Raw genomic sequence first — 24117 nt, 5'->3', positions numbered from 1 at the left:
GGAAGCCAGGTTCATGGCCGGAAGCAGTTTGCTGGTATTGATCGATGACATCGCCGCGGTACTCGATGACGTGGCCTTGATGACCAAGATGGCGGCGAAGAAGACCGCCGGTGTGCTGGGCGACGACCTCGCGCTCAATGCCCAGCAGGTCTCCGGGGTCCGCGCCGAGCGGGAAATCCCGGTGGTCTGGGCGGTGGCCAAGGGGTCGTTTCGCAACAAGCTGATCCTGGTGCCGGCGGCGCTGGCCATCAGCGCCCTGGCGCCGTGGCTGGTGACCCCGCTGCTGATGCTGGGTGGCGCCTACCTGTGTTTCGAGGGCTTCGAGAAGCTGGCGCACAAATACCTGCACCACGCCGAAGTGGCGGCCGAACATACCCAGACCCTGCAAGCCCTGGCCGACCCCCAGGTGGATCTGGTGGCTTTCGAGAAGGACAAGATCAAGGGTGCGGTGCGCACCGATTTCATCCTTTCCGCGGAAATCATCGCCATCACCCTGGGCACCGTGGCCGGGGCCTCCCTGACCCAGCAGGTGGTGGTGCTCTCGGGTATCGCCATTGTCATGACCGTCGGTGTCTACGGCCTGGTGGCCGGCATCGTCAAGCTCGATGACCTGGGGCTGTGGCTGGTGCACAAGCCCGCTGCCCTGGCCAAACGCATCGGTGGGGCGATCCTGCGGGCAGCGCCGCTGATGATGAAGAGCCTGTCGGTGATCGGTACGGCGGCGATGTTCATGGTCGGCGGCGGCATCCTGACCCACGGTGTGCCCGCCGTGCACCACCTGATAGAAGGGCTGGCCGAGCGCAGCGCCGGGGTCATAGGCCCGGTATCGGCGTTGATGCCGACCCTGCTCAATGCCGTGGCCGGGATCATTGCCGGTGCCGTGGTGCTGCTGGCGGTCACCCTGGCGGGCAAGGCCTGGCGTGCACTGCGCGGCTGACGGGCGCTCAGCCCGCTGCCGGCACCGGGGTCGGCAGCGCGGCCGCTTGTTGCTGGCGGCACCAGCGGCGCCAGGTGAACTGCAGTTGCAGGATCGCCGCCCGGGCCATCTCCCGGGCTTGCAGGGGCAGGTCGCGGTCGCCATCCAGGGCCTTGAGCAGGGCCGCGGAGACCGCATCCAGCTGTTCGCTGCGGTTGGCGCTGGGGCCGCCGTGCCTGAGCAGCGTCGCCAGGTGCGCGAGATAATGCTCGCGTTCCGTGGCCAGGGTCCCCCGGGCCGGGTCCAGGCAACTGCGCAATTGCAGCAGCTCATCTCCCAGGTCCAGCCCCAGCAGGCCGTTGTCCCAGTGACTGCGGCGGTTCTCGGGCTGCATCTGCCAATACCGCGACACCCGGATCAGCCGATCGGCCATGCGCCCGCCGAACCAGCTTTCGGCCTGCTCCGGCGGGCGTGAGGTGAGCTGCGCCAGATCGAACAGCGAAGCCTTGAACATCCGCCGGTAGTGCTGCTCGCCCGGGTTGAGGCTGACCAGGCGCAGCACCACCACGGCGATGCCGACACCGATCAGGGTGGCCATGGCCTTGTTCAGGAACGCTCCGAGGTCGTAGCTCATCAGGTTGCTGGGGCCGACGTTGTTGACGAAAAAGATGCAGAACGCCGAGGCGACGGGCGCGAGCTTCGGTCGGCTCATGCACAGCGAAGCGCAGAACAGCGGCACTGCCAGCCCCAGGCACAGCAGGGGAAAACCGTCCCAGCCCGGCAGCAGGCCAAGGCCGACGAAGGCCGCCACGGGAATGGACAGGGCAATGCCCTTGAAGAAATTCAGGCAGGACGCGGCAGGGTTCTCACGCCCGGCGAACAGGCTCAGCACCACGCCACAGATGGAGACGGCCCCCAGCCCCGAGGGCCAGGCGGACAGCAGCCAGAAGCCGGCGACGGCGAGAAAGGCCAGGGCGCTGCGCAAGCCTCCCAGCACCCCTTGCTGGATATCCCGGTGCCAGGACAGGGCGCCGGGAGCGCCGGGCGGGACCCGGCCCTGTTCCACGGCGCTGACACTCAGGGCGCTCTGTTCCACCCGCTCCAGTACCTGGGCCAGTTGCACCAGGCACAGATGGCCTTCGGCGGACAGCGAAGGGTCCTGCAGTGCCTGTTGCAGGCGCTGTAGCAAGGGTGGCAGGGCGGCGTCATGTTCGGCCTGCAGGGCCTGGATGGTCTCGCCGAGCAAGGGTTGGAGTTGCTGCGCGGTGGCGGCGTCGAGCATCTGCCGTTGCCGCGCCACGCCGCGGGCGGACCGGAGCAAGCCCAGCAGGTCGCGGCTCAGCACCCGCAGCGCCTGGGAGCGACGGCGCCCCTGCGGGCCTTCGAACCAGGCGTGATCGCGTTGGGCATCCACGGTGACGATACGCCCCAGGGCTTCCAGCAGCCCCTTGCGCTGGTCTTCCCCCAGCAGCTCCGAGGCTGCGGCCTGGCGCCCGGCCAGCCAGGCGGCGCGGCCCTGGACCGCCAGCGCCTGTTCCACCCGGCGCGGCCAGAGCAGTTGGCTGGCCACGGCGGCGCAGATGATCCCCAGGCCGATTTCCGAACAGCGCGCCACTGCCTGGTCGAACACCTGCAAGGGCGCTGCGGTGGCGGGCAGGGCGATGATGGCAGTGGTGTAGCCCGCCAGTACGAAACCGTAGGCTGCGTGGTTGCGCAGCAGCGAGGCGCCGGTGGTGCAGAAGGCCAGCCACAGGGCCATGGCCAGCAGGAACAGCAGGGGCGCCTGGCCCAGGGTAGCAATCAGCAATATCGACACCACGGCCCCCACCAGGGTGCCCAACAGGCGGTAGGCGCCCTTGGCCAGGACCATGCCGCTGCTGGACTGGCTGACGATGAACACCGTGGTCAGGGCCCATTGCGGTTGTTCGAAATCCAGGCGGAACGCCAGGTACAAGGCCAGGCCGCCGGCAATCAGGTTGCGCGCGGCGAACAGCAGGTCGGCAGGGGCAGGGGCGAAGAGGGCTTGCCAGATATCGGCGCGGAAAAAGGTCGGCAGTTTCATCTTTCAGACACATTGATAGCTAGCTAATGATTAGCATCGTATCGATTTTGCCAGGGTGTGCCAATCGGCTTTTCAACGAGCGGGCGAGGAAGGGGCTTTGACGGGGAGCGGACGCCCCGCCGGATGGCGGGGCGAGGCAGGGTTACTCGGCGATCTGCAGCTTGCGCGACTCGGTGTAGACGTAGCGCACTTTCTCGTATTCGAACGGCGAGTTCAGCTGGCCATAGCGGAAGCTGGTCTGGTAGCGCTTGTCGACCCCGCGCAGGACCCAGATTTCCGGGTGGTTGCTGCTGGCTTCCGAAACATTGAGGAAGTTGATCGCCGATTCGGCGGTGTAGTCCACCGCCAGCCCGGCGGTATCACGCAGGTTCGACGGGCCGAGGATCGGCAGCACCAGGTACGCGCCGCCGGGTACGCCGTAGAAGCCCAGGGTCTGGCCGAAGTCTTCGCTCTGGCGCGGCAGGCCCATCTTGGTAGCCGGGTCCCACAGGCCGGCCACGCCGATAGTGGTGTTGAGCAGCAGGCGCGCGGTGGTTTCCATGGAGCGCTGGCCCTTGAACTGCAGCAGGCTGTTGAACAGGTTGGGCACATCGCCCAGGTTGTTGAAGAAGTTGCTGACCCCGGTGCGCAGGAAGCTCGGCGTCACGTAGCGGTACCCGTCCACCACCGGCAGGAACACCCATTGGTCGAAGCGGTAGTTGAAGTGGTAGACCCGGCGGTTCCACGACTCCAGCGGGTCGTAGATATTCAGGGCGTTCAAGGTCGAGCGCTCGAACTCGCGCTGGTCCAGCCCCGGGTTGAACTTGAGCTTCTTCAACGGCTCGGTGAAGCCATCGGGGTCGGGGGTGACGGGGATGTTGGCCTTGCTGTTGTCGGCTTGGGCATAGCCTGCGCAGAGCAACGCAGCGATAAGCAGGAGATGTTTAGCCACGGAAGAACTCCAGCATGGCGTCGCTGTTGACGCGGTAGTTGAGGTTGCCGCAGTGGCCGCCATGGGGGTAGACGGTCAGGCGGTCACCAAAGGTTTTACGCAGGAAGCCCAGGTCGCCGGGGCCGAGGATCACGTCGTCGGCGTTGTGCATCACGGCGATCTTCGGGCTGGCCTTGAGGTAGTCCTGCAGGGCGTAGAGGCTGACCTGGTCGATCAGTTGCAGCAGGCTGCCGCCATCGGTGCGGGCGCGCCACATGGGGATCACCTGCTCGGTCAGGTAGCAGTCGAAGTCGCATTGCAGGGCACGCTTGAGAAACGGCGTGAGGCTGGTGCCTTCGCGGATCGGGTATTTGGGCGGGGTGATCAGGCCACGGCGGTTGATCAGGTCCGAGGTGAAGGCAATGTCCGCCGCCGAGAAACGGAAGGAGGTGCCGATCAGCATCGCCATCTGCTCGTTGGTCAGGTGCTGCTTGGATTGCTGGAAGTCGTAGAGCAGGGCGTCGTTGAGGTCGATATAGCCCTTCTGCTGGAAGTAGCGGGTCAGCTTGCCCAGCACCAGTTCGTAGAAGGTAGTGCTGTTGTTGATGCCCTTGACCTCGGTCTGCACCAGCTTGTCGAGGTTGGTGATCGAGGTATAGAGATTGACCGGCGGGTTGAGCAGCAGGACCTTCTTGAAATTGAAGCTGCGCCGGGTTTCATCCAGCTTGCTGACGAAGGCCGCATCCAGCGCGCCAAGACTGTAGCCGGTGAGGTAGAACTCGGTGATCGGCAGCTTGGGATTCTGCGCCCGTACGGCCTGCATCACCCGGTACATGTCCTCGGCGTCTTCCTGGGTCACGCCCGGGGTGGCAAAGCGCGAAGCGGCGCTGATGAAGTCGAAGCTGGTGGGCGAGGACAGCTGCACCACGTGGTAGCCGGCTTTGTAGTAGAGCTTCTTCAGGTACTCGTTGAGGCTGCTGTCATAGCGCGCCCCGGTGCCGGCGATCAGGAAGATCAGCGGCGCGGCGTGGTCCTGGGTGGCAATGCGGTAGGTGAGTTTCTTCACCGCCCAGAAGTTGTCCGGGAGGATGAATTCCCGTTCCGGACGCAGCGTCAGGCTGTGGTCAGACTGGCGGATGTCATCGTTGGAGGGCAGTTCCGGGCGCAACTCCGGAGGCGTGGTGGCGATGGTGGCTTCGAAGGGGTTGGTCAACGGGTAGCCATAGGTGGCCGGGTCGACGTCGACCGCCAGCGCGGACGCACTCAGGATAAGGCCGCCAAACAGGGCAGCGAAGCGCAAGGAACGAAGCATGACTGTATCCCTAGAAGAAGGTACCGAATGAGGTTCGCAGGCTATGACCACCGCGCTGCTGCCGAAGTGCCATGGTTGGGCACAAATAACGCCTGCGACAGGCTTATTGGGAAGTGATAGTAGCCGGACGATACACTTTGCCGCCATTTGCATGACAGATATCTGCGCCTGGCGCTTGCCAAGCGTTCGCGGGGGATTATGCTGGGCGCCGTTTTGACTGTTCGGAGTGTTTCATGTCCCGCCGCCTTCCCCTGATTCTGCTGCTCGTGGTCCTGCCGCTGTGGCTGGCCGCCAGTTATGGCCTGCGCTACGGCTTCATGGAGGACGCGCGCTGGGTGGGTGCCTGTGTCGAGGCTGCCAGCCGCTGGGAGTGCGGGCTGCGCTCCAGCCTGGGTTGGATGATTCACTTCAAGGTGCTGGGCTGGAGCGCGGTGGCCGTGGCGCTCCTGGGTTTTGTCATGCCCGGGCGTGCCGGTTGGGGGCTGGGCGTACTGGCGTTGCTGATCGGCATCCCGGCCCTGGCCCTGTACAACACCACCCTGGCGGTATTTGCCGTGGTGATTGCCGGCTTGCGCCTGGTGCGCGCCAGCAAGCCATAGCCGCAGCAGCGGCCATGGCCTATGGCCTCAGGCCCTGCGGGCCCGCAGGTTGCGCCAAAGCGCCGCTACCATCAGCAGGCTGACCAGGGCCCAGCCCCAGGCCTGCTGGTTGGCCAGACCTTCCTGATACAACTGCGGGGCAATGCCGGCACCGACGATAAAGGTCAGCAGGGCAATCTCCCGGCGCGGCACTCGCACCGGGCGGCACAGGTAGACCAGTGCCGGCAGTAGCAGGGCCGCGCTGGGGAAGCTGCGGTAGCGCGGGTCGAACACCAGCTCCAGCATCATCACCGCCGCGGCGAAGCCAGCGGCCGTCAGCAGCCAGCCGGCCCGTTTCTCCAGTGCATCGAAGGCTTTCAGGCGCCAGCCCTGGCGAGGGCTCAGGGCCAGGGCGGCGTGGGCCAGCACCAGCAGGTTGAGCCCCAGCAGCAACGCGGCCCAGCACCATTCACCGGCGAAACGGCTGGTTGCCCGCGCCAGTTCTCCCCAGGTTCCGATGCTGCAAGCGGCCACTGCGCCCAACAGGGGCAGCAGCAGGGCGGCGCGGTGGTCGCGGGGCCGGCCGCCGAGCACCAGGGTGCCGAGCAGTATCAGGCCGCCGACGCCCAGCCACAGCGGCCAGTACGGCAGGTTGGACACCGGGCCGGCGAGGATGCCCTTGTCCTGGCGATCAGCATCGAACAGTCCCCAGTAGCCACCGACGGCACCTTCGCTGGCGCGCTTCCAGGGCTGGTCGAAGGCTTCGATCAGGTTGTAGTGCCAGCCATTGTGTTCCGCCAGGGCGACGAAGCCGCGGATGAACTTGGCCTCGTTGACCCGGCTGGGCAGCGCGGTTTCTCGCTGCCGGCCTTCACTGGGCCAGCCGGTCTCGCCAATCAGTACGTCCTTGGGGGCGAAGCGGTTGCCGAACACCTGGCGCACCTCGGCCACGTGGTTCAAGGCAGCGTCGATGTTCGACGGATCATCTTCCCAGTACGGCAGCAGGTGGATGGTGAGGAAATCCACCGCCGGGGCGATTTCCGGGTGCTTGAGCCAGAACTCCCAGACATCGGCGTAGGTCACCGGCTGCTTGACCCCGGCCTTGACCTTGAGGATCAGCCGCGCCAATTGCGCGCCGGTGACCTCCTTGCGCAGCAGTGCTTCGTTACCGACGATCACCGCACTGACCACGTCCGGGTTGGCGTTGGCCGAGGCGATCAGCAGGTCGACCTCCTTCTCGGTGTCCACCGGGTTGCTGTTGACCCAGGCGCCGATCATCAGCTTCAGGCCGTGCTTGCGCGCCAGGTCCGGCAGGGCTTCCAGGCCGGTCATGGAATAGGTACGGATGCATTCGAAACGGGTCGCCAGCAGGGCCAGGTCGGCGTCCATGCGCTGCGGGCGCAGCTTGAACGGCTGGTCGAAGGGCGACTGGTCCTTGTCGAACGGAGTGTAGGAAGCGCACTGCAGCTTGTGGCTGGCGCTGGCGACATCCGGCAGGTGCACCGGCCGGCCAAGGCCGTACCAATAACCGCAGAGGGCCAGCAGCCCGAACAGGCAGGCGAACAGATAGGGCAGGGCGGGGAAACGAGGGGTGGCGGGCATGATCGGGCCGTCGTGGAACAAAGCCGGGCATCTTACCCGCATTTGTCCGCAGCTTGGTGGGCTGCATGATTTTGACATGCAAAGTTCGGGCGGACCCACTGCCCGGGAGAGGCCGGCCGTTGGTTACTGGCTATCTGATGTCGCTGCTGGCTGCCTTGAGGTCGTAGACAGAGCAGGTCGCGGAACAGGGCGGGTTGATGATCCAGGCATCAGTACTCCGCTGATGATCGAACGCGTTCGCGGTGAGGCGTGATGGGGGCGCTGAGCACCATAACCATACGTTGACGTGCCTGGCAGCCGCCCGGCACTGCACTTTTCGGGGAAGTAACGATGAAGATGCGACGACTCTTAGGCGCAGGTGCCGCACTGGTACTTGCCATCAGCTCCACTCTGGCCAGTGCCGACAGCAAGACCCTGAGCATCGGCTATGTCGACGGCTGGTCCGACAGCGTGGCGACGACCCATGTGGCGGCGGAAGTGATCAAGCAGAAGCTCGGTTATGACGTCAAGCTGCAGGCGGTGGCGACCGGGATCATGTGGCAGGGCGTAGCCACCGGCAAGCTCGACGCCATGCTCTCGGCCTGGCTGCCGGTGACCCATGGCGAGTACTGGGCCAAGAACAAGGACAAGGTGGTGGACTACGGCCCCAACTTCAAGGACGCCAAGATCGGCCTGATCGTGCCGGAGTACGTCAAGGCCAAGTCCATCGAGGACCTCAAGACCGATACCACGTTCAAGAACAAGATCGTCGGCATCGACGCCGGCTCGGGGGTGATGCTCAAGACCGACCAGGCGATCAAGGACTACGGCCTGGACTACAAGCTGCAGGCCAGTTCCGGGGCGGCAATGATCGCCGAGCTGACCCGCGCCGAAGAAAAACAGGATTCCATCGCCGTGACCGGCTGGGTGCCGCACTGGATGTTCGCCAAGTGGAAACTGCGCTTCCTCGAAGACCCGAAGGGCGTGTACGGCGCTGCTGAAACCGTCAACAGCATCGGCAGCAAGGGCCTGGAGAAGAAGGCGCCGGAAGTGGCGGCCTTCCTGAAGAAATTCCAGTGGGCCTCGAAAGATGAAATCGGTGAGGTCATGCTGGCCATTCAAGAGGGTGCAAAACCCGATGTGGCGGCCAAGGATTGGGTGAGCAAGCACCCGGAAAGGGTTGCCGAGTGGACTGCTAAATAAGCACAGCGCGTCTAGATCAAGGGTCTTGAGGCCGCGCACTGGAAACAGTGGGCGGCCTTGTCATTTATTGAAGAAAAAACCGGCGCCAACGCTAATGTCGTTCTAATACTAAGGTCGTCTGGAACCTGCTCCATAGCCGCATAGAGTGGATTAGGTTCCACCTAAAATCTGTGCTGCGAGGATAAAAACAATGAACGACAGCATTTACCTCTCGATTCAAAACAGCCCGCGTTTCAAGGAGCTGGTCAGCAAACGAGAGCGGTTCGCCTGGATTCTCTCGGCGATCATGCTTGGGCTTTACTCGGCTTTCATCCTGTTGATCGCCTATGGTCCCCAGATCCTGGGCGCCAAACTCAGTCCTACCTCATCCATCACCTGGGGCATTCCCATCGGTGTCGGCTTGATTCTCTCGGCCTTCATCCTGACGGCCATCTATGTGCGACGCGCCAACGGCGAATTCGACGAGTTGAACAATGCGATCCTGAAGGAGGCTCAGCAATGATCCGACGTCTATTCGCAGCACTCGGTCTTGCCGCCTTCGCTCCCGCCCTCTGGGCTGCAGACGCCTTGACGGGCGAAGTCCACAAGCAACCACTCAACGTATCGGCGATCGTGATGTTCGTGGTCTTCGTCGGTGCCACCCTGTGCATCACCTACTGGGCCTCCAAGCGCAACAAGTCGGCTGCCGACTATTACGCGGCGGGCGGCAAGATCACCGGCTTCCAGAACGGCCTGGCGATCGCTGGCGACTACATGTCCGCGGCGTCCTTCCTGGGGATTTCCGCCCTGGTGTTCACTTCCGGCTATGACGGCCTGATCTACTCCATCGGCTTCCTGGTGGGCTGGCCGATCATTCTGTTCCTGATCGCCGAGCGCCTGCGCAACCTGGGCAAGTACACCTTTGCCGACGTGGCGTCCTACCGCCTCGGACAGACCCAGATCCGCACCCTGTCGGCCTGTGGCTCGCTGGTGGTGGTGGCGTTCTACCTGATCGCGCAGATGGTGGGTGCCGGCAAGCTCATCCAGTTGCTGTTCGGCCTCGACTACCATGTGGCGGTGATCCTGGTGGGCATCCTGATGTGCCTGTACGTGCTGTTCGGCGGCATGCTGGCCACGACCTGGGTGCAGATCATCAAGGCGGTGCTGTTGCTCTCCGGCGCGTCCTTCATGGCACTGATGGTGATGAAGCACGTCAACTTCGACTTCAACACCCTGTTCTCCGAAGCGATCAAGGTTCACCCCAAGGGTGAAGCGATCATGAGCCCCGGCGGCCTGGTGAAAGATCCGATCTCGGCGTTCTCCTTAGGCCTCGCGCTGATGTTCGGTACCGCTGGCCTGCCCCACATCCTGATGCGCTTCTTTACCGTCAGCGATGCCAAGGAAGCTCGCAAGAGCGTGCTCTATGCCACTGGCTTCATCGGCTACTTCTACATCCTGACCTTCATCATCGGCTTCGGCGCGATCCTGCTGGTAAGCACCAACCCGGACTTCAAGGATGCCGCAGGCGCCTTGCTGGGCGGCAACAACATGGCGGCGGTGCACCTGGCCAACGCAGTGGGCGGCAGCGTGTTCCTCGGCTTCATTTCGGCCGTGGCCTTCGCCACCATCCTGGCGGTCGTTGCAGGCCTGACCCTGGCTGGCGCCTCGGCGGTGTCCCATGACCTGTATGCCAGCGTGATCAAGAAGGGCAAGGCCAACGAGAAGGACGAGATCCGCGTTTCCAAGATCACCACCGTGGCATTGGGCGTACTGGCCATCGGCCTGGGCATTCTCTTTGAAAGCCAGAACATCGCGTTCATGGTCGGCCTGGCGTTCTCCATTGCCGCCAGCTGCAACTTCCCGGTACTGCTGCTTTCCATGTACTGGAAGAAGCTCACCACCCGTGGCGCCATGATTGGCGGCTGGATGGGCCTGGTGAGTGCCGTGGCGCTGATGATCCTCGGCCCGACCATCTGGGTGCAGATCCTGCATCACGAGAAGGCGATCTTCCCGTACGAGTACCCGGCGCTGTTCTCGATGATCATCGCCTTCATCGGTATCTGGTTCTTCTCCATCACCGACAAGTCGACCGCGGCGGTCAACGAGCGGGCGCTGTTCTTCCCGCAGTTCGTGCGTTCGCAGACCGGCCTGGGTGCCAGTGGGGCGGTGTCGCACTAAGCGAGATGAATGTATCGGCTTCTATATAGAAGCTGCGTAATGGCGAAATGCCCCGATCGAGAGACCGGGGCATTTTTCTGTCCGCTCGCCCTGCCCGGAGCCCCCCGACTGCAGGTGCAGGAGCATAGGAGCTGGCTTGCCAGCGCAAGCGTATGTGAGGAGCAGGGCTCTTCTCCGGCAGGCCGGATCCTGCGGGTTGGGGGGGGCGAGGGGAGGGCAGAAACAAATACGACCTCTGTTAGAGGCCGTATCCGGTGCAGCTAAGACGTTTGCGCAAGGCAGGTCTTATTTGCGGTCTTCCAGTTTGGTGATGTCACGCGACTCGTAGCCGGTGTACAGCTGGCGTGGACGGCCGATCTTGTACGGGCTGGAGAGCATTTCCTTCCAGTGCGAGATCCAGCCGACGGTCCGCGCCAGGGCGAAGATCACGGTGAACATGCTGGTTGGAATGCCGATCGCCTTGAGGATGATCCCCGAGTAGAAGTCGACGTTCGGGTACAGCGAGCGCTCGATGAAGTATGGGTCGGTCAGGGCGATCTCTTCCAGGCGCATGGCCAGTTCGAGTTGCGGATCGTTGTTGATGCCCAGTTCCTTGAGTACTTCGTCGCAGGTCTGTTTCATCACGGTGGCGCGCGGGTCGCGGTTCTTGTACACGCGGTGACCGAAGCCCATGAGCTTGAACGGATCGTTCTTGTCCTTGGCCTTGGCGATGAACTTGTCGATGTTCGAGACATCGCCAATTTCGTCGAGCATGGTCAGTACCGCTTCGTTGGCACCGCCGTGGGCCGGGCCCCAGAGTGCAGCGATACCGGCAGCGATACAGGCGAACGGGTTGGCACCCGAGGAGCCCGCCAGGCGCACGGTGGACGTCGAGGCGTTCTGTTCGTGGTCGGCATGGAGGATGAAGATCCGGTCCATTGCCTTGGCCAGTACCGGGCTGATCGGTTTGATCTCGCACGGGGTGTTGAACATCATGTGCAGGAAGTTTTCCGCGTACGACAGGTCGTTGCGCGGGTACATCATCGGCTGGCCCATGGAGTACTTGTAGACCATCGCTGCCAGGGTCGGCATCTTGGCCACCAGGCGCACGGCGGAGATTTCGCGGTGCTGCGGGTTATTGATGTCCAGGGAGTCGTGGTAGAACGCCGACAGGGCACCGACTACGCCGCACATCACCGCCATCGGGTGGGCGTCGCGACGGAAACCGTTGAAGAAGCTCTTGAGCTGTTCGTGAACCATGGTGTGGTTCTTCACGGTGCTGACGAACTGGGCCTTCTGTTCGGCGGTGGGCAATTCACCGTTGAGCAGCAGGTAGCAGGTTTCCAGGTAGTCCGATTTCTCGGCCAGCTGTTCGATCGGGTAGCCGCGATGCAGCAGAATGCCGTTGTCGCCGTCGATGTAGGTGATTTTCGACTCGCAGGAGGCGGTCGACATGAAACCCGGGTCAAAAGTGAAGCGGCCCGTGGCCGTCAGACCCCGAACATCGATTACATCGGGACCAACGGTGCCGGTTAAAATGGGCAGCTCGACGGGGGCTGCGCCCTCGATGATCAACTGCGCTTTTTTGTCAGCCATGTGGCCTCCTATTTATGCTTGAAATCATCAGACAGACCCCCCACGCAGGGCCCGCACCACTATAGTGAGATAAATCCGAATGTCAATTTGCCTAAAGTCTTGTCCCAGAAGGCTTTGGGAGGGATTTTTTCGCGAAATTCAGCGCCATTTACGCCTTTTATAACGCTAACGCAATCAGCTATTAGGGGAAGGTCTTTGCGTTGTCATTAGTAGCCTAACTGTCTATACTCGGCCACCGACCTCCGTAGGCTTCTGGGCCCGCTTTGCTGGGGGTCGCACTCCCTGGGTAGTGGTTGCCTGACCAGTGCACTCCCCAACAACTTTGCCCTGATTGTTAGGGGCTCTTCAGTGTGAAAAAAGCCGTGAATAGCCAACGACCTGTAAACCTAGACCTAAGGACCATCAAACTCCCCATCACCGGCGTTACGTCGTTTCTCCACCGTGTTTCCGGCATCATCCTCTTCCTGGGCATCGGCATCATGCTTTATGCATTGAGCAAATCCCTGGGCTCCGAGGAAGGCTATGCCGAGGTGAAGGCGTGCTTGACCAGTCCGCTGGCCAAATTCGTTGCATGGGGCCTCCTGTCCGCCTTGCTGTATCACTTGGTGGCCGGTGTACGCCATCTGATTATGGACATGGGCATCGGTGAGACGCTGGAAGGCGGCAAGCTGGGCTCGAAAATCGTTATCGCCGTATCCGTGGTGGTAATCGTTCTGGCGGGAGTTTGGATATGGTAACCAGCGTTACGAACCTGTCGCGTTCGGGCCTTTATGACTGGATGGCACAGCGTGTGTCTGCGGTCGTTCTCGCGGCTTATTTCATTTTCCTGATCGGATACCTCGTAGCGAATCCGGGCATTGACTACACCCAGTGGCATGGCCTGTTCGCAAACAACTGGATGCGTATCTTCAGTCTGCTGGCCATGGTGGCCCTGGGCGCTCACGCCTGGGTCGGCATGTGGACCATCTCGACTGACTACCTGACGCCGATGGCGCTGGGCAAGTCGGCCACAGCAGTACGTTTCCTTTTCCAGGCAGTATGCGGCGTCGCGATGTTCGCTTACTTCGTCTGGGGTGTGCAGATTCTCTGGGGTATCTGATTCATGGCTAACATTCCAACCATTTCATTCGACGCCATCATCATTGGCGGCGGCGGCGCCGGCATGCGTGCCGCACTGCAGCTGGCCCAGGGCGGCCACAAGACTGCGGTGATCACCAAGGTGTTCCCGACCCGTTCGCACACTGTGTCTGCCCAGGGCGGCATCACTTGCGCGATCGCCTCGGCGGACCCGAACGATGACTGGCGCTGGCACATGTACGATACCGTCAAGGGTTCCGACTACATCGGTGACCAGGACGCTATCGAATACATGTGTCAGGAAGGCCCGGCTGCGGTCTTCGAACTGGACCACATGGGTCTGCCGTTCTCCCGTACCGAAACCGGTCGTATCTACCAGCGTCCCTTCGGCGGTCAGTCCAAGGACTACGGCAAGGGCGGCCAGGCTGCTCGTACCTGCGCAGCATCCGACCGTACCGGTCACGCACTGCTGCACACCCTTTATCAGGGCAACCTGAAAGCCGGCACCACCTTCCTCAACGAGTGGTACGCGGTCGATCTGGTGAAGAACCAGGACGGCGCCTTTGTCGGCGTGATCGCTATCTGCATCGAAACCGGCGAAACCACCTACATCCGCTCCAAGGCCACCGTTCTGGCCACCGGCGGTGCAGGTCGTATCTACGCCTCCACCACCAACGCCCTGATCAACACCGGTGACGGCGTTGGTATGGCGCTGCGTGCTGGCGTTCCGGTGCAAGACATCGAAATGTGGCAGTTCCACCCGACCGGCATTGCCGGCGCCGGTGTACTGGTAACCGAAGGTTGCCGTGGTGAGGGTGGTTACCTGATCAACAAGCATGGCGAGCGTTTCATGGAGCGTTATGCTCCTAACGCCAAAGACCTGGCTGGCCGCGACGTTGTTGCGCGCTCCATGGTCAAGGAAATCATCGCCGGCAACGGCTGTGGCCCGAACGGCGACCACGTGATGCTCAAGCTCGACCACCTGGGCGAGGAAGTGCTGCACAGCCGCCTGCCAGGTATCTGCGAGCTGTCCAAGACGTTTGCGCACGTTGACCCGGTGGTTGCTCCGGTTCCGGTCGTTCCAACCTGCCACTACATGATGGGCGGCGTTGCCACCAACATTCATGGCCAGGCCATCACACAGAACGCCGCTGGCGAAGACACCATCATCCCTGGCCTGTTCGCAGTGGGTGAAGTGGCTTGCGTATCGGTACACGGCGCCAACCGTCTGGGCGGCAACTCGCTGCTGGACCTGGTGGTGTTCGGCCGTGCAGCCGGTCTGCACCTGGAAAAAGCGCTGACCGACGGTATCGAATACCGCGACGCCAGCGACACCGACGTCGACGTTGCCCTGAACCGCCTGGCCAAGCTCAACGAGCGCACCACCGGTGAAGACGTTGCAACCCTGCGTCGCGAGCTGCAGAACTGCATGCAGAACTACTTCGGTGTATTCCGTACCGGCGAATACATGCAGAAGGGTATCGCCCAGCTGGCTGACCTGCGCGAGCGTATCGCCAACGTCAAGATCAACGACAAGTCTCAAGCTTTCAACACTGCGCGTATCGAAGCACTTGAGCTGCAGAACCTGCTGGAAGTGGCCGAAGCCACTGCCATCGCTGCCGAAGTGCGCAAAGAGTCCCGCGGCGCTCACGCCCGTGAAGACTTCGAAGACCGTGACGACGAAAACTGGCTGTGCCACACCCTGTACTTCCCGGGTGAGAAGCGCGTTGCCAAGCGTGCGGTCAACTTCTCGCCGAAGACTGTTCCGACTTTCGAACCAAAAGTCCGGACTTACTAAAGGGTGATCGATATGTTGCAAGTTGAAGTTTATCGTTACAACCCTGACACCGACTCGGCTCCGAAAACCCAGGTTTTCCAGGTAGACACCGGTGGCAAGGACTTGATGGTGCTGGACGTGCTGGCCCTGATCAAAGAGCAGGACGAAGGTTTTTCCTACCGTCGTTCCTGCCGTGAAGGCGTTTGCGGTTCCGATGGCATGAACATCAACGGCAAGAACGGTCTGGCGTGCATCACGCCGCTGTCTGCCGTGGTCAAGAAGAACAAGCTGGTTGTTCGCCCGCTGCCAGGTCTGCCGGTTATCCGTGACCTGGTCGTCGATATGAGCATCTTCTACAAGCAATACGAGAAGGTGAAGCCATTCCTGCAGAACGATACGCCGGCTCCGGCCATCGAACGTCTGCAGTCCCCGGAAGAGCGCGAGAAGCTCGACGGTCTGTACGAGTGCATCCTGTGCGCTTGCTGCTCGACCTCTTGCCCGTCCTTCTGGTGGAACCCGGACAAGTTCCTGGGTCCAGCTGCCCTGCTGCAAGCCTACCGCTTCCTGGCAGACAGCCGTGACACCAAGACGTCCGAGCGTCTGGCTTCCCTGGACGACCCGTTCAGCGTATTCCGCTGCCGGGGCATCATGAACTGCGTCAACGTTTGTCCGAAGGGCCTGAACCCGACTAAGGCCATCGGTCACATTCGTAACATGCTGCTGCAGAGTGGCGTGTGATTCAGCTGTTGTACCCGTAGGACCGCTGTACCCGTAAAAGCCACGGCGCGGGCTTCAACCCGCGTCATGGCTCTAACCTGAGCAGCAGCTCACAAAGTGGCTGCTCTATATTTTGAAGAAATGAGACAAGCAGGGGCATCCGGGCTGGTACCCGGACTATCAGCGTGATCCTAAGTGGCTTGTTTTGGTCGCTGCATTCGGACTTCTGCAAGCTTGCTCGGTGTCGTCGCCGGTGGTGTTCCCCTAACCGAGGGTGACCAAGCATGCAAGAAAGCGTGATGCAGCGCATGTGGAACAGCGCCTACCTATCCGGTAGTAACGCTGCCTATGTGGAAGAGCTCTACGAGCTCTACCTGCACGACCCTAACGCTGTGCCAGAAGAGTGGCGCACTTACTTTCAGAAGTTGCCTACCGACGGCAGCACTGCCATCGATGTTTCGCACTCGACAATCCGCGATCATTTCGTCTTGCTGGCAAAGAACCAGCGCCGCGCCCAACCGGTATCCGCCGGTAGCGTGAGCAGTGAGCACGAGAAGAAGCAAGTTGAAGTGCTGCGATTGATCCAGGCCTATCGGATGCGTGGCCACCAGGCAGCCCAGCTGGACCCGCTGGGGCTGTGGCAGCGTCCTGCACCTGCAGACCTGTCGATCAATCATTACGGCTTGACCAATGCCGATCTTGATACGACCTTCCGTGCCGGCGACCTGTTCATCGGCAAAGAGGAAGCGAGCCTACGCGAAATTCACGAAGCGTTGCAGCAGACATATTGCCGCACCATTGGCGCTGAATTCACGCACATCACCGATTCCGAGCAGCGTCAGTGGTTCCAGCAGCGTCTGGAAAGCGTACGCGGCCGTCCGACCTATTCCGCCGACATCAAGAGCCACCTGCTCGAGCGCGTCACTGCGGCTGAAGGCCTGGAAAAATACCTGGGTACCAAATACCCGGGCACCAAGCGTTTCGGTCTGGAAGGCGGCGAGAGCCTGATTCCGATGCTCGACGAGCTGATCCAGCGTTCCGGTTCCTACGGCACCAAGGAAGTGGTAATCGGCATGGCCCACCGTGGCCGTCTGAACGTGCTGGTCAACACCTTCGGCAAGAACCCGCGCGAGCTGTTCGACGAGTTCGAAGGCAAGAAGAAGGTCGAGCTGGGTTCCGGTGACGTTAAATACCACCAGGGCTTCTCGTCCAACGTCATGACCACCGGTGGCGAAGTTCACCTGGCGATGGCGTTCAACCCGTCCCACCTGGAAATCGTTTCTCCAGTAGTCGAAGGTTCGGTGCGCGCCCGTCAGGACCGTCGCAACGACCAGACCGGCGACAAGGTTCTGCCGATCTCGATCCACGGTGACGCGGCGTTCGCCGGCCAGGGCGTGGTGATGGAAACCTTCCAGATGTCCCAGACCCGCGGTTTCCGTACCGGCGGCACTGTGCACATCGTGATCAACAACCAGGTCGGTTTCACCATCAGCAACCCGCTGGACTCGCGCTCCACCGAGTACGCCACCGACGTTGCGAAGATGATCCAGGCACCGATCCTCCATGTGAATGGTGATGATCCGGAAGCCGTGTTGTTCGTGACCCAGCTGGCCATCGACTACCGCATGCAGTACAAGCGCGACGTGGTGATCGACCTGGTCTGCTACCGTCGTCGCGGCCACAACGAGGCCGACGAGCCAAGCGGCACCCAGCCACTGATGTATCAGCAGATCGCCAAGCAGCGCACCACCCGTGAACTGTATGCCGATCGCCTGACCCAGGGCGGTGTGCTCGACGCAGAGCGTGTTCAGGCGAAAGTCGACGAATACCGCAACGCGCTGGACAACGGTCTGCACGTGGTCAAGAGCCTGGTCAAGGAGCCGAACAAAGAGCTGTTCGTGGACTGGCGTCCGTACCTGGGCCATACCTGGACCGCGCGTCACGACACCACCTTCGACCTCAAGACTCTTCAGGAACTGTCCGCCAAGCTGCTGGAGCTGCCGGAAGGCTTCGTGGTTCAGCGTCAGGTCGCGAAGATCTACGAAGACCGTCAGAAGATGCAAGCCGGCGGCCTGCCGATCAACTGGGGTTACGCTGAAACCATGGCGTACGCGACCCTGGCGTTCGAAGGTCACCCGATTCGCATGACCGGCCAGGACATCGGCCGCGGCACCTTCTCGCACCGCCATGCGGTGTTGCACAACCAGAAGGACGCCGGCACCTACATCCCGTTGCAGCACCTGTACGAAGGCCAGCCACGTTTCGACCTGTACGATTCGTTCCTGTCCGAAGAAGCCGTACTGGCGTTCGAATACGGCTACTCCACCACCACGCCTAACGCGCTGGTGATCTGGGAAGCCCAATTCGGCGACTTCGCCAACGGTGCACAAGTAGTGATCGACCAGTTCATCACCAGCGGCGAGCACAAGTGGGGCCGTCTCTGCGGTCTGACCATGCTGCTGCCACACGGTTATGAAGGTCAGGGTCCCGAGCACTCCTCGGCTCGTCTGGAGCGTTACCTGCAGCTGTGCGCCGAGCACAACATCCAGGTATGCGTACCGACCACGCCGGCTCAGATCTACCACTTGCTGCGTCGCCAGGTGATTCGTCCGCTGCGCAAGCCGCTGGTCGTGCTGACACCGAAATCCCTGCTGCGTCATAAGCTGGCCATCTCGACCCTGGAAGATCTGGCGGAAGGTTCGTTCCAGACCGTTATCCCGGAAATCGATGCCCAGGATCCAAAAGACGTGGGTCGCATCATTCTGTGTAGCGGCAAGGTCTACTACGACCTGTTGGAAAAACGCCGTGCCGAAGGTCGTGACGACATCGCCATCGTGCGTATCGAGCAGCTGTACCCATTCCCTGAGGACGACCTGATCGAAGTCCTGGCTCCGTACAAAAACGTCAAACACATCGTTTGGTGTCAGGAAGAGCCGATGAACCAGGGTGCCTGGTACTGCAGCCAGCATCACATGCGTCGCATCATCAGCGGTCACAACAAGTCGCTCGTACTCGAGTACGCGGGCCGTGACGCTTCTGCTGCTCCAGCTTGTGGTTATGCATCGATGCACGCTGAGCAGCAGGAAAAACTGCTGCAAGATGCCTTTACTGTTTAACGCCTTCGCGCACCTGAAACCGAATTTAAGGAACCACAGATAATGGCTATCGAGATCAAAGCCCCCACTTTCCCGGAATCGGTTGCCGATGGCACCGTTGCCACCTGGCACAAGCAACCGGGCGACGCCGTCAAGCGTGACGAGCTGATCGTTGACATCGAGACCGACAAGGTCGTGCTGGAAGTTCTGGCCACCGCTGACGGCGTGCTGGGCGCTATCGTCAAGAACGAAGGCGACACCGTTCTGTCCGACGAAGTCCTGGGCTCCATCGTTGAAGGCGGCGCTGCTGCCGCTGCTCCTGCTGCCGCCGCCGCTCCGGCCGCCGCCGCTGCTGCCCCGGCTGCTGCCGATGGCGAAGACGATCCAATCGCTGCTCCTGCCGCGCGCAAGCTGGCTGAAGAAAACGGTATCAACATCGCTTCCGTTGCCGGTACCGGCAAAGGCGGCCGTGTGACCAAGGAAGACGTGGTCGCTGCTGTTGCCGCGAAGAAAGCCGCTCCGGCTGCCGCGCCTGCCAAGGCTCCGGCTCCTGCCGCTGCTGCTCCGGTCTTCGCTGCCGGTGATCGCGTCGAGAAGCGCGTGCCTATGACCCGCCTGCGTGCCAAGGTTGCCGAGCGTCTGGTTGAAGCCCAGTCGAACATGGCGATGCTGACCACCTTCAACGAAGTCGACATGACTGAAGTCATGGCCCTGCGTTCGAAGTACAAGGATCTGTTCGAGAAGTCCCACAATGGCGTACGCCTGGGCTTCATGTCGTTCTTCGTCAAGGCCGCCACCGAAGCCCTGAAGCGCTTCCCGGCTGTCAACGCCTCGATCGACGGTTCCGACATCGTCTACCACGGCTATGCCGACATCGGTGTTGCGGTCTCCAGCGACCGTGGCCTGGTGGTTCCGGTTCTGCGTAACGCCGAACTGATGAGCCTGGCCGAAATCGAAGGCGGCATCGCCACCTTCGGCAAGAAGGCCCGTGACGGCAAGCTGTCGATGGAAGAGATGACCGGTGGTACTTTCACCATCACCAACGGTGGTACTTTCGGTTCGATGATGTCGACCCCGATCGTCAACCCGCCACAAGCCGCGATCCTGGGCATGCACAACATTCTGCAGCGTCCTATGGCGATCAACGGTCAAGTGGTCATCCGTCCGATGATGTACCTGGCGCTGTCCTACGATCACCGCCTGATCGACGGTAAAGAAGCCGTGACGTTCCTGGTGACCATCAAGAACCTGCTGGAAGACCCGGCTCGTCTGCTCCTGGACATCTAAAAAGCAGCTGCATGCTGCAAGCGGGAAGCTTCGCGCCCCAGGGCAAGAGGCTTCAAGCTTGCGGCTGCAGCTTCTAGCTTGCCGTTAAAAGGAACCTTTTATGACTCAGAAATTCGACGTGGTAGTGATTGGCGCGGGCCCAGGCGGTTATGTCGCCGCAATCAAGGCCGCACAACTCGGTTTCACCACCGCTTGCATCGAGAAGTACACCGATAAAGAGGGCAAGCTGGCCCTCGGTGGTACTTGCCTGAACGTCGGTTGCATTCCTTCCAAGGCGCTGCTGGACAGCTCCTGGAAATTCCACGAAGCCCAGGACGGTTTTGCCATCCACGGTATCAACCACGCTGGCGTGACCATGGACGTACCAGCCATGGTGGGTCGCAAGGCCAATATCGTCAAAGGCCTGACCAGCGGTGTTGCCACCCTGTTCAAGGCCAATGGCGTCACTTCGATCCAGGGCCACGGCAAACTGCTGGCCGGCAAGAAAGTCGAAGTCACCAAGCCTGACGGTTCGGTTGAAGTGATCGAAGCCGAAAACGTGATCCTGGCTCCAGGCTCGCGTCCGATCGACATTCCACCGGCTCCGGTCGACCAGAATGTGATCGTCGATTCCACCGGCGCTCTGGAATTCCAATCCGTACCAAAACGCCTGGGCGTGATCGGCGCTGGCGTCATCGGCCTGGAACTGGGTTCGGTATGGTCGCGCCTGGGTGCGCAAGTGACTGTCCTGGAAGCCCTGGACACCTTCCTGATGGCAGCCGACACCGCTGTTTCCAAGGAAGCGCTGAAAACCCTGACCAAGCAAGGCCTGGACATCAAGCTGGGCGCTCGCGTGACCGGCTCCAAGGTCAACGGCGAAGAAGTCGTGGTCACCTACACCGATGCCAATGGCGAGCAGACCATCACTTTCGACAAGCTGATCGTTGCCGTTGGTCGCCGCCCGGTGACCACCGACCTGCTGGCCGCCGATTGCGGCGTGACCCTCGACGAGCGCGGTTTCGTGCACGTTGACGATCATTGCGCTACCACCGTACCGGGCGTCTACGCCATCGGTGACGTGGTGCGCGGCATGATGCTGGCTCACAAGGCCTCGGAAGAGGGCATCATGGTTGCCGAGCGCATCAAGGGCCACAAAGCCCAGATGAACTATGACCTGATCCCTTCGGTTATCTATACTCACCCGGAAATTGCATGGGTCGGTAAAACCGAGCAGGCCTTGAAAGCTGAAGGCGTTGAAGTTAACGTCGGCACCTTTCCGTTTGCCGCCAGCGGCCGTGCCATGGCAGCCAACGACACCGGTGGTTTCGTCAAAGTCATCGCCGATGCCAAGACTGACCGCGTATTGGGCGTCCACGTGATTGGCCCAAGCGCTGCGGAACTGGTTCAGCAAGGTGCGATCGGCATGGAATTCGGCACCAGCGCCGAAGACCTGGGCATGATGGTTTTCTCCCATCCGACCCTGTCCGAAGCCCTGCACGAAGCAGCTCTGGCTGTGAATGGCACTGCCATCCACATTGCCAACCGCAAGAAACGCTAAGCAATAATAAGAAACCACGGCGGTTGGCCCGTCGTGAGCCTTGTGCGCAAGACTCACCGCGGAATATCCGCTGGACTCGACCTCTCAGGGTAGCGCCACACACTGGACCGGGGCCCAGGCTCCGGGTTCAGGTGTGGCGCTGGTTTTGAGAGTAGCGGTCACAGGTGGTGCGGCACTCAATCTTGAGCGCAGCGCCGAATGCGCAGTACCTAACGAAGACGGTAAAAAGCATGAATCTTCACGAGTATCAGGGTAAGCAGCTGTTCGCTGAATACGGCCTGCCAGTATCCAAAGGCTACGCGGTAGACACCCCGGAAGAAGCAGCAGAAGCTTGCGACAAAATCGGCGGCTCCGAGTGGGTTGTCAAAGCCCAGGTTCACGCCGGTGGTCGCGGTAAAGCGGGCGGCGTTAAGCTGGTTCGCAGCAAAGAAGACGCTAAGGCATTCGCTCAGCAGTGGTTGGGCAAGCGTCTGGTGACCTATCAGACTGACGCCAATGGCCAGCCTGTCACCAAGATCCTGGTTGAATCGTGCACTGATATCGCTAAAGAGCTGTACCTGGGCGCTGTCGTTGACCGTTCGAGCCGTCGCATCGTGTTCATGGCTTCCACCGAAGGTGGCGTGGACATCGAGAAAATCGCTCACGACACTCCAGAAAAAATTCTCAAGGCCACTATCGATCCACTGGTTGGCGCTCAGCCATTCCAGGGTCGCGAGCTGGCTTTCCAACTGGGTCTGGAAGGCAAGCAAGTTGCCCAGTTCGCCAAGATCTTCGTAGGTCTGGCCAAACTGTTCCAGGATCACGATCTGGCCCTGCTGGAAGTGAACCCGCTGGTGATCAAGGCCGACGGCGATCTGCACTGCCTGGACGCGAAGATCAACATCGACGCCAACGCCATGTACCGTCAGCCTAAGCTGAAAACCTTCCACGATCCGTCCCAGGACGATCCGCGCGAAGCCCACGCTGCCAAGTTCGAACTGAACTACGTAGCTCTGGAAGGCAACATCGGCTGCATGGTCAACGGTGCCGGCCTGGCCATGGGTACCATGGACATCGTCAACCTGCACGGCGGCAAGCCAGCCAACTTCCTCGACGTAGGTGGTGGTGCTACCAAAGAGCGCGTGACCGAAGCCTTCAAGATCATCCTGTCCGACACCAACGTCGCTGCAGTACTGGTCAACATCTTCGGCGGCATCGTTCGCTGCGACATGATTGCCGAAGGCATCATCGGCGCCGTGAAAGAAGTCGGCGTGAAAATCCCGGTTGTTGTTCGCCTTGAAGGCAACAACGCTGAACTGGGCGCTAAAGTACTGGCAGAAAGCGGCTTGAACATCATCGCTGCTACCAGCCTGACCGACGCTGCTCAACAAGTTGTCAAAGCTGCGGAGGGCAAATAATGAGCGTCCTGATCAATAAAGACACCAAAGTTATCTGCCAGGGCATTACCGGTTCGCAAGGTAGTTTCCACACCCAGCAAGCCATCGAGTACGGCACCAAGATGGTTGGCGGCGTAACTCCTGGCAAAGGCGGCACCGAGCACCTGGGCCTGCCAGTGTTCAACACCGTGAAAGACGCTGTAGCTGCCACCGGCGCTACCGCCAGCGTGATCTACGTTCCAGCTCCTTTCTGCAAGGACTCGATCCTGGAAGCGGCCTTCGGCGGCATCAAGCTGATCGTCTGCATCACCGAAGGCATTCCTACCCTGGACATGCTGGACGCCAAGGTTAAGTGCGACGAGCTGGGTGTGACCCTGATCGGCCCTAACTGCCCAGGCGTGATCACCCCAGGCGAATGCAAGATCGGCATCATGCCAGGTCACATTCACTTGCCAGGCAAGGTCGGTATCGTTTCCCGTTCCGGCACCCTGACCTACGAAGCTGTTAAGCAGACTACTGACGCCGGTTTCGGTCAGTCCACCTGTGTCGGCATCGGTGGTGACCCGATCCCGGGTTCGAACTTCATCGACATCCTGAAGCTGTTCCAGGAGGACCCGAAGACCGAAGCGATCGTGATGATCGGCGAGATCGGCGGTTCGGCTGAAGAAGAAGCGGCTGCCTACATCAAGGCTCACGTGACCAAGCCGGTTGTTTCCTACATCGCTGGTGTGACTGCTCCTCCGGGCAAGCGCATGGGCCATGCTGGCGCAATCATCTCTGGCGGCAAAGGCACTGCAGACGAGAAATTCGCTGCTCTGCAAGACGCAGGCGTGAAAACCGTGCGTTCGCTGGCAGACATCGGCAAGGCCCTGGCCGAGCTGACCGGTTGGGCTGTCAAGTAAGCCTCGCGCTTAGCTGACGCTTCAACCACAAAGGCCACCTTCGGGTGGCCTTTGT

General features: G+C 61.3%; 19 protein-coding genes. 14 read left to right on the top strand and 5 right to left on the bottom strand.

All coding sequences use genetic code 11. From position 1 onward, the window contains the following. The first annotated feature begins 13 nt into the window (after window positions 1–13). A complete protein-coding gene (locus AC1RCO_RS07940; protein WP_011060038.1) occupies window positions 14–937 on the top strand; it encodes a DUF808 domain-containing protein in 924 nt (307 codons plus the stop codon). Window positions 938–944: 7 nt separating this feature from the next. On the opposite strand, the gene AC1RCO_RS07935 is transcribed toward AC1RCO_RS07940, so the two are convergent. The 3 genes from AC1RCO_RS07935 to AC1RCO_RS07925 form a co-directional block, all read right to left on the bottom strand. Continuing rightward, window positions 945–2978, bottom strand: a complete 2034-nt coding sequence (locus tag AC1RCO_RS07935; protein WP_011060039.1) for an FUSC family protein — start codon at window positions 2976–2978, stop codon at window positions 945–947. A gap of 142 nt (window positions 2979–3120) precedes the next feature. After that, window positions 3121–3909, bottom strand: a complete 789-nt coding sequence (locus tag AC1RCO_RS07930) for an MlaA family lipoprotein (protein WP_011060040.1) — start codon at window positions 3907–3909, stop codon at window positions 3121–3123. Next, window positions 3902–5200, bottom strand: a complete 1299-nt coding sequence (locus tag AC1RCO_RS07925) for a serine/threonine protein kinase (RefSeq protein ID WP_026020029.1) — start codon at window positions 5198–5200, stop codon at window positions 3902–3904. Before AC1RCO_RS07925 ends, AC1RCO_RS07930 begins: the two co-directional genes overlap by 8 nt. A gap of 233 nt (window positions 5201–5433) precedes the next feature. Here AC1RCO_RS07925 and AC1RCO_RS07920 point away from each other — a divergent pair, with 233 nt between their 5' ends. Continuing rightward, window positions 5434–5799, top strand: a complete 366-nt coding sequence (locus tag AC1RCO_RS07920) for a hypothetical protein (RefSeq protein WP_011060042.1) — start codon at window positions 5434–5436, stop codon at window positions 5797–5799. A gap of 27 nt (window positions 5800–5826) precedes the next feature. On the opposite strand, the gene AC1RCO_RS07915 is transcribed toward AC1RCO_RS07920, so the two are convergent. Beyond that, entirely contained in the window at window positions 5827–7422 is a 1596-nt protein-coding gene (locus tag AC1RCO_RS07915) for a glycoside hydrolase family 17 protein (protein ID WP_492617617.1), read from the bottom strand. Window positions 7423–7710: 288 nt separating this feature from the next. On the opposite strand from AC1RCO_RS07915, the gene AC1RCO_RS07910 reads away from it, so the two are divergent. The 3 genes from AC1RCO_RS07910 (at window position 7711) to AC1RCO_RS07900 (ending at window position 10719) form a co-directional block, all read left to right on the top strand. Continuing rightward, entirely contained in the window at window positions 7711–8562 is an 852-nt protein-coding gene (locus tag AC1RCO_RS07910) for a glycine betaine ABC transporter substrate-binding protein (protein ID WP_011060044.1), read from the top strand. A 190-nt stretch (window positions 8563–8752) separates the two neighbouring features. Continuing rightward, the gene (locus AC1RCO_RS07905) at window positions 8753–9064 is read left to right on the top strand and encodes a DUF485 domain-containing protein (RefSeq protein WP_011060045.1); all 312 of its coding nucleotides are present in this window, start codon (window positions 8753–8755) and stop codon (window positions 9062–9064) included. Next, the gene (locus AC1RCO_RS07900; protein ID WP_011060046.1) at window positions 9061–10719 is read left to right on the top strand and encodes a cation acetate symporter; all 1659 of its coding nucleotides are present in this window, start codon (window positions 9061–9063) and stop codon (window positions 10717–10719) included. The genes AC1RCO_RS07905 and AC1RCO_RS07900 overlap by 4 nt, the downstream gene beginning before the upstream one ends. A gap of 285 nt (window positions 10720–11004) precedes the next feature. On the opposite strand, the gene gltA is transcribed toward AC1RCO_RS07900, so the two are convergent. Next, entirely contained in the window at window positions 11005–12294 is a 1290-nt protein-coding gene (gene gltA / locus AC1RCO_RS07895) for a citrate synthase (RefSeq protein WP_011060047.1), read from the bottom strand. 350 nt (window positions 12295–12644) lie between these two features. On the opposite strand from gltA, the gene sdhC reads away from it, so the two are divergent. The 9 genes from sdhC to sucD all read left to right on the top strand — a co-directional run bounded on the left by sdhC (window position 12645) and on the right by sucD (window position 24062). After that, a complete protein-coding gene (gene sdhC, locus AC1RCO_RS07890) occupies window positions 12645–13031 on the top strand; it encodes a succinate dehydrogenase, cytochrome b556 subunit (protein ID WP_015634665.1) in 387 nt (128 codons plus the stop codon). Further along, the gene (sdhD, locus tag AC1RCO_RS07885) at window positions 13025–13393 is read left to right on the top strand and encodes a succinate dehydrogenase, hydrophobic membrane anchor protein (protein WP_011060049.1); all 369 of its coding nucleotides are present in this window, start codon (window positions 13025–13027) and stop codon (window positions 13391–13393) included. Before sdhC ends, sdhD begins: the two co-directional genes overlap by 7 nt. A 3-nt stretch (window positions 13394–13396) precedes the next feature. Next, window positions 13397–15169 (top strand): succinate dehydrogenase flavoprotein subunit, encoded by a 1773-nt coding sequence (sdhA, locus tag AC1RCO_RS07880; RefSeq protein WP_011060050.1) that lies wholly within the window; start codon window positions 13397–13399, stop codon window positions 15167–15169. 12 nt (window positions 15170–15181) lie between these two features. Then, complete coding sequence (locus AC1RCO_RS07875; RefSeq protein ID WP_011060051.1) at window positions 15182–15886, top strand: succinate dehydrogenase iron-sulfur subunit; 705 nt, start codon at window positions 15182–15184, stop codon at window positions 15884–15886. A 263-nt stretch (window positions 15887–16149) separates the two neighbouring features. Continuing rightward, complete coding sequence (locus AC1RCO_RS07870; RefSeq protein WP_011060052.1) at window positions 16150–18981, top strand: 2-oxoglutarate dehydrogenase E1 component; 2832 nt, start codon at window positions 16150–16152, stop codon at window positions 18979–18981. 42 nt (window positions 18982–19023) lie between these two features. Next, the gene (gene odhB, locus AC1RCO_RS07865) at window positions 19024–20247 is read left to right on the top strand and encodes a 2-oxoglutarate dehydrogenase complex dihydrolipoyllysine-residue succinyltransferase (protein ID WP_025128636.1); all 1224 of its coding nucleotides are present in this window, start codon (window positions 19024–19026) and stop codon (window positions 20245–20247) included. Window positions 20248–20347: 100 nt separating this feature from the next. Then, on the top strand, window positions 20348–21784 hold the full coding sequence (gene lpdA, locus AC1RCO_RS07860; RefSeq protein WP_011060054.1) for a dihydrolipoyl dehydrogenase: 1437 nt from the start codon (window positions 20348–20350) through the stop codon (window positions 21782–21784). A gap of 230 nt (window positions 21785–22014) precedes the next feature. After that, window positions 22015–23181 (top strand): ADP-forming succinate--CoA ligase subunit beta, encoded by a 1167-nt coding sequence (sucC, locus tag AC1RCO_RS07855; protein WP_009047768.1) that lies wholly within the window; start codon window positions 22015–22017, stop codon window positions 23179–23181. Beyond that, window positions 23181–24062: a succinate--CoA ligase subunit alpha gene (gene sucD / locus AC1RCO_RS07850; RefSeq protein WP_003223019.1), complete on the top strand. Its 882-nt coding sequence runs from the start codon at window positions 23181–23183 to the stop codon at window positions 24060–24062. The genes sucC and sucD overlap by 1 nt, the downstream gene beginning before the upstream one ends. The last annotated feature ends 55 nt before the right edge of the window (window positions 24063–24117 follow it).

Source organism: Pseudomonas sp. GW823-FHT03E05 (assembly GCF_058796855.1).
Note: the sequence above shows the minus strand (reverse complement) of the source record. Positions and strands in the feature narration are given on the sequence as shown.

Coding starts and splice junctions, on each gene's coding strand:
- AC1RCO_RS07870 (WP_011060052.1), top strand. CDS start 16,150: ATGCAAGAAAGCGTGATGCAGCGCATGTGGAACAGCGCCTACCTATCC.
- AC1RCO_RS07935 (WP_011060039.1), bottom strand. CDS start 2,978: ATGAAACTGCCGACCTTTTTCCGCGCCGATATCTGGCAAGCCCTCTTC.
- sucD (WP_003223019.1), top strand. CDS start 23,181: ATGAGCGTCCTGATCAATAAAGACACCAAAGTTATCTGCCAGGGCATT.
- AC1RCO_RS07940 (WP_011060038.1), top strand. CDS start 14: ATGGCCGGAAGCAGTTTGCTGGTATTGATCGATGACATCGCCGCGGTA.
- AC1RCO_RS07875 (WP_011060051.1), top strand. CDS start 15,182: ATGTTGCAAGTTGAAGTTTATCGTTACAACCCTGACACCGACTCGGCT.
- AC1RCO_RS07920 (WP_011060042.1), top strand. CDS start 5,434: ATGTCCCGCCGCCTTCCCCTGATTCTGCTGCTCGTGGTCCTGCCGCTG.
- lpdA (WP_011060054.1), top strand. CDS start 20,348: ATGACTCAGAAATTCGACGTGGTAGTGATTGGCGCGGGCCCAGGCGGT.
- AC1RCO_RS07925 (WP_026020029.1), bottom strand. CDS start 5,200: ATGCTTCGTTCCTTGCGCTTCGCTGCCCTGTTTGGCGGCCTTATCCTG.
- odhB (WP_025128636.1), top strand. CDS start 19,024: ATGGCTATCGAGATCAAAGCCCCCACTTTCCCGGAATCGGTTGCCGAT.
- AC1RCO_RS07910 (WP_011060044.1), top strand. CDS start 7,711: ATGAAGATGCGACGACTCTTAGGCGCAGGTGCCGCACTGGTACTTGCC.
- sdhD (WP_011060049.1), top strand. CDS start 13,025: ATGGTAACCAGCGTTACGAACCTGTCGCGTTCGGGCCTTTATGACTGG.
- sdhA (WP_011060050.1), top strand. CDS start 13,397: ATGGCTAACATTCCAACCATTTCATTCGACGCCATCATCATTGGCGGC.
- AC1RCO_RS07905 (WP_011060045.1), top strand. CDS start 8,753: ATGAACGACAGCATTTACCTCTCGATTCAAAACAGCCCGCGTTTCAAG.
- AC1RCO_RS07915 (WP_492617617.1), bottom strand. CDS start 7,422: ATGCGGGTAAGATGCCCGGCTTTGTTCCACGACGGCCCGATCATGCCC.
- gltA (WP_011060047.1), bottom strand. CDS start 12,294: ATGGCTGACAAAAAAGCGCAGTTGATCATCGAGGGCGCAGCCCCCGTC.
- AC1RCO_RS07900 (WP_011060046.1), top strand. CDS start 9,061: ATGATCCGACGTCTATTCGCAGCACTCGGTCTTGCCGCCTTCGCTCCC.
- sucC (WP_009047768.1), top strand. CDS start 22,015: ATGAATCTTCACGAGTATCAGGGTAAGCAGCTGTTCGCTGAATACGGC.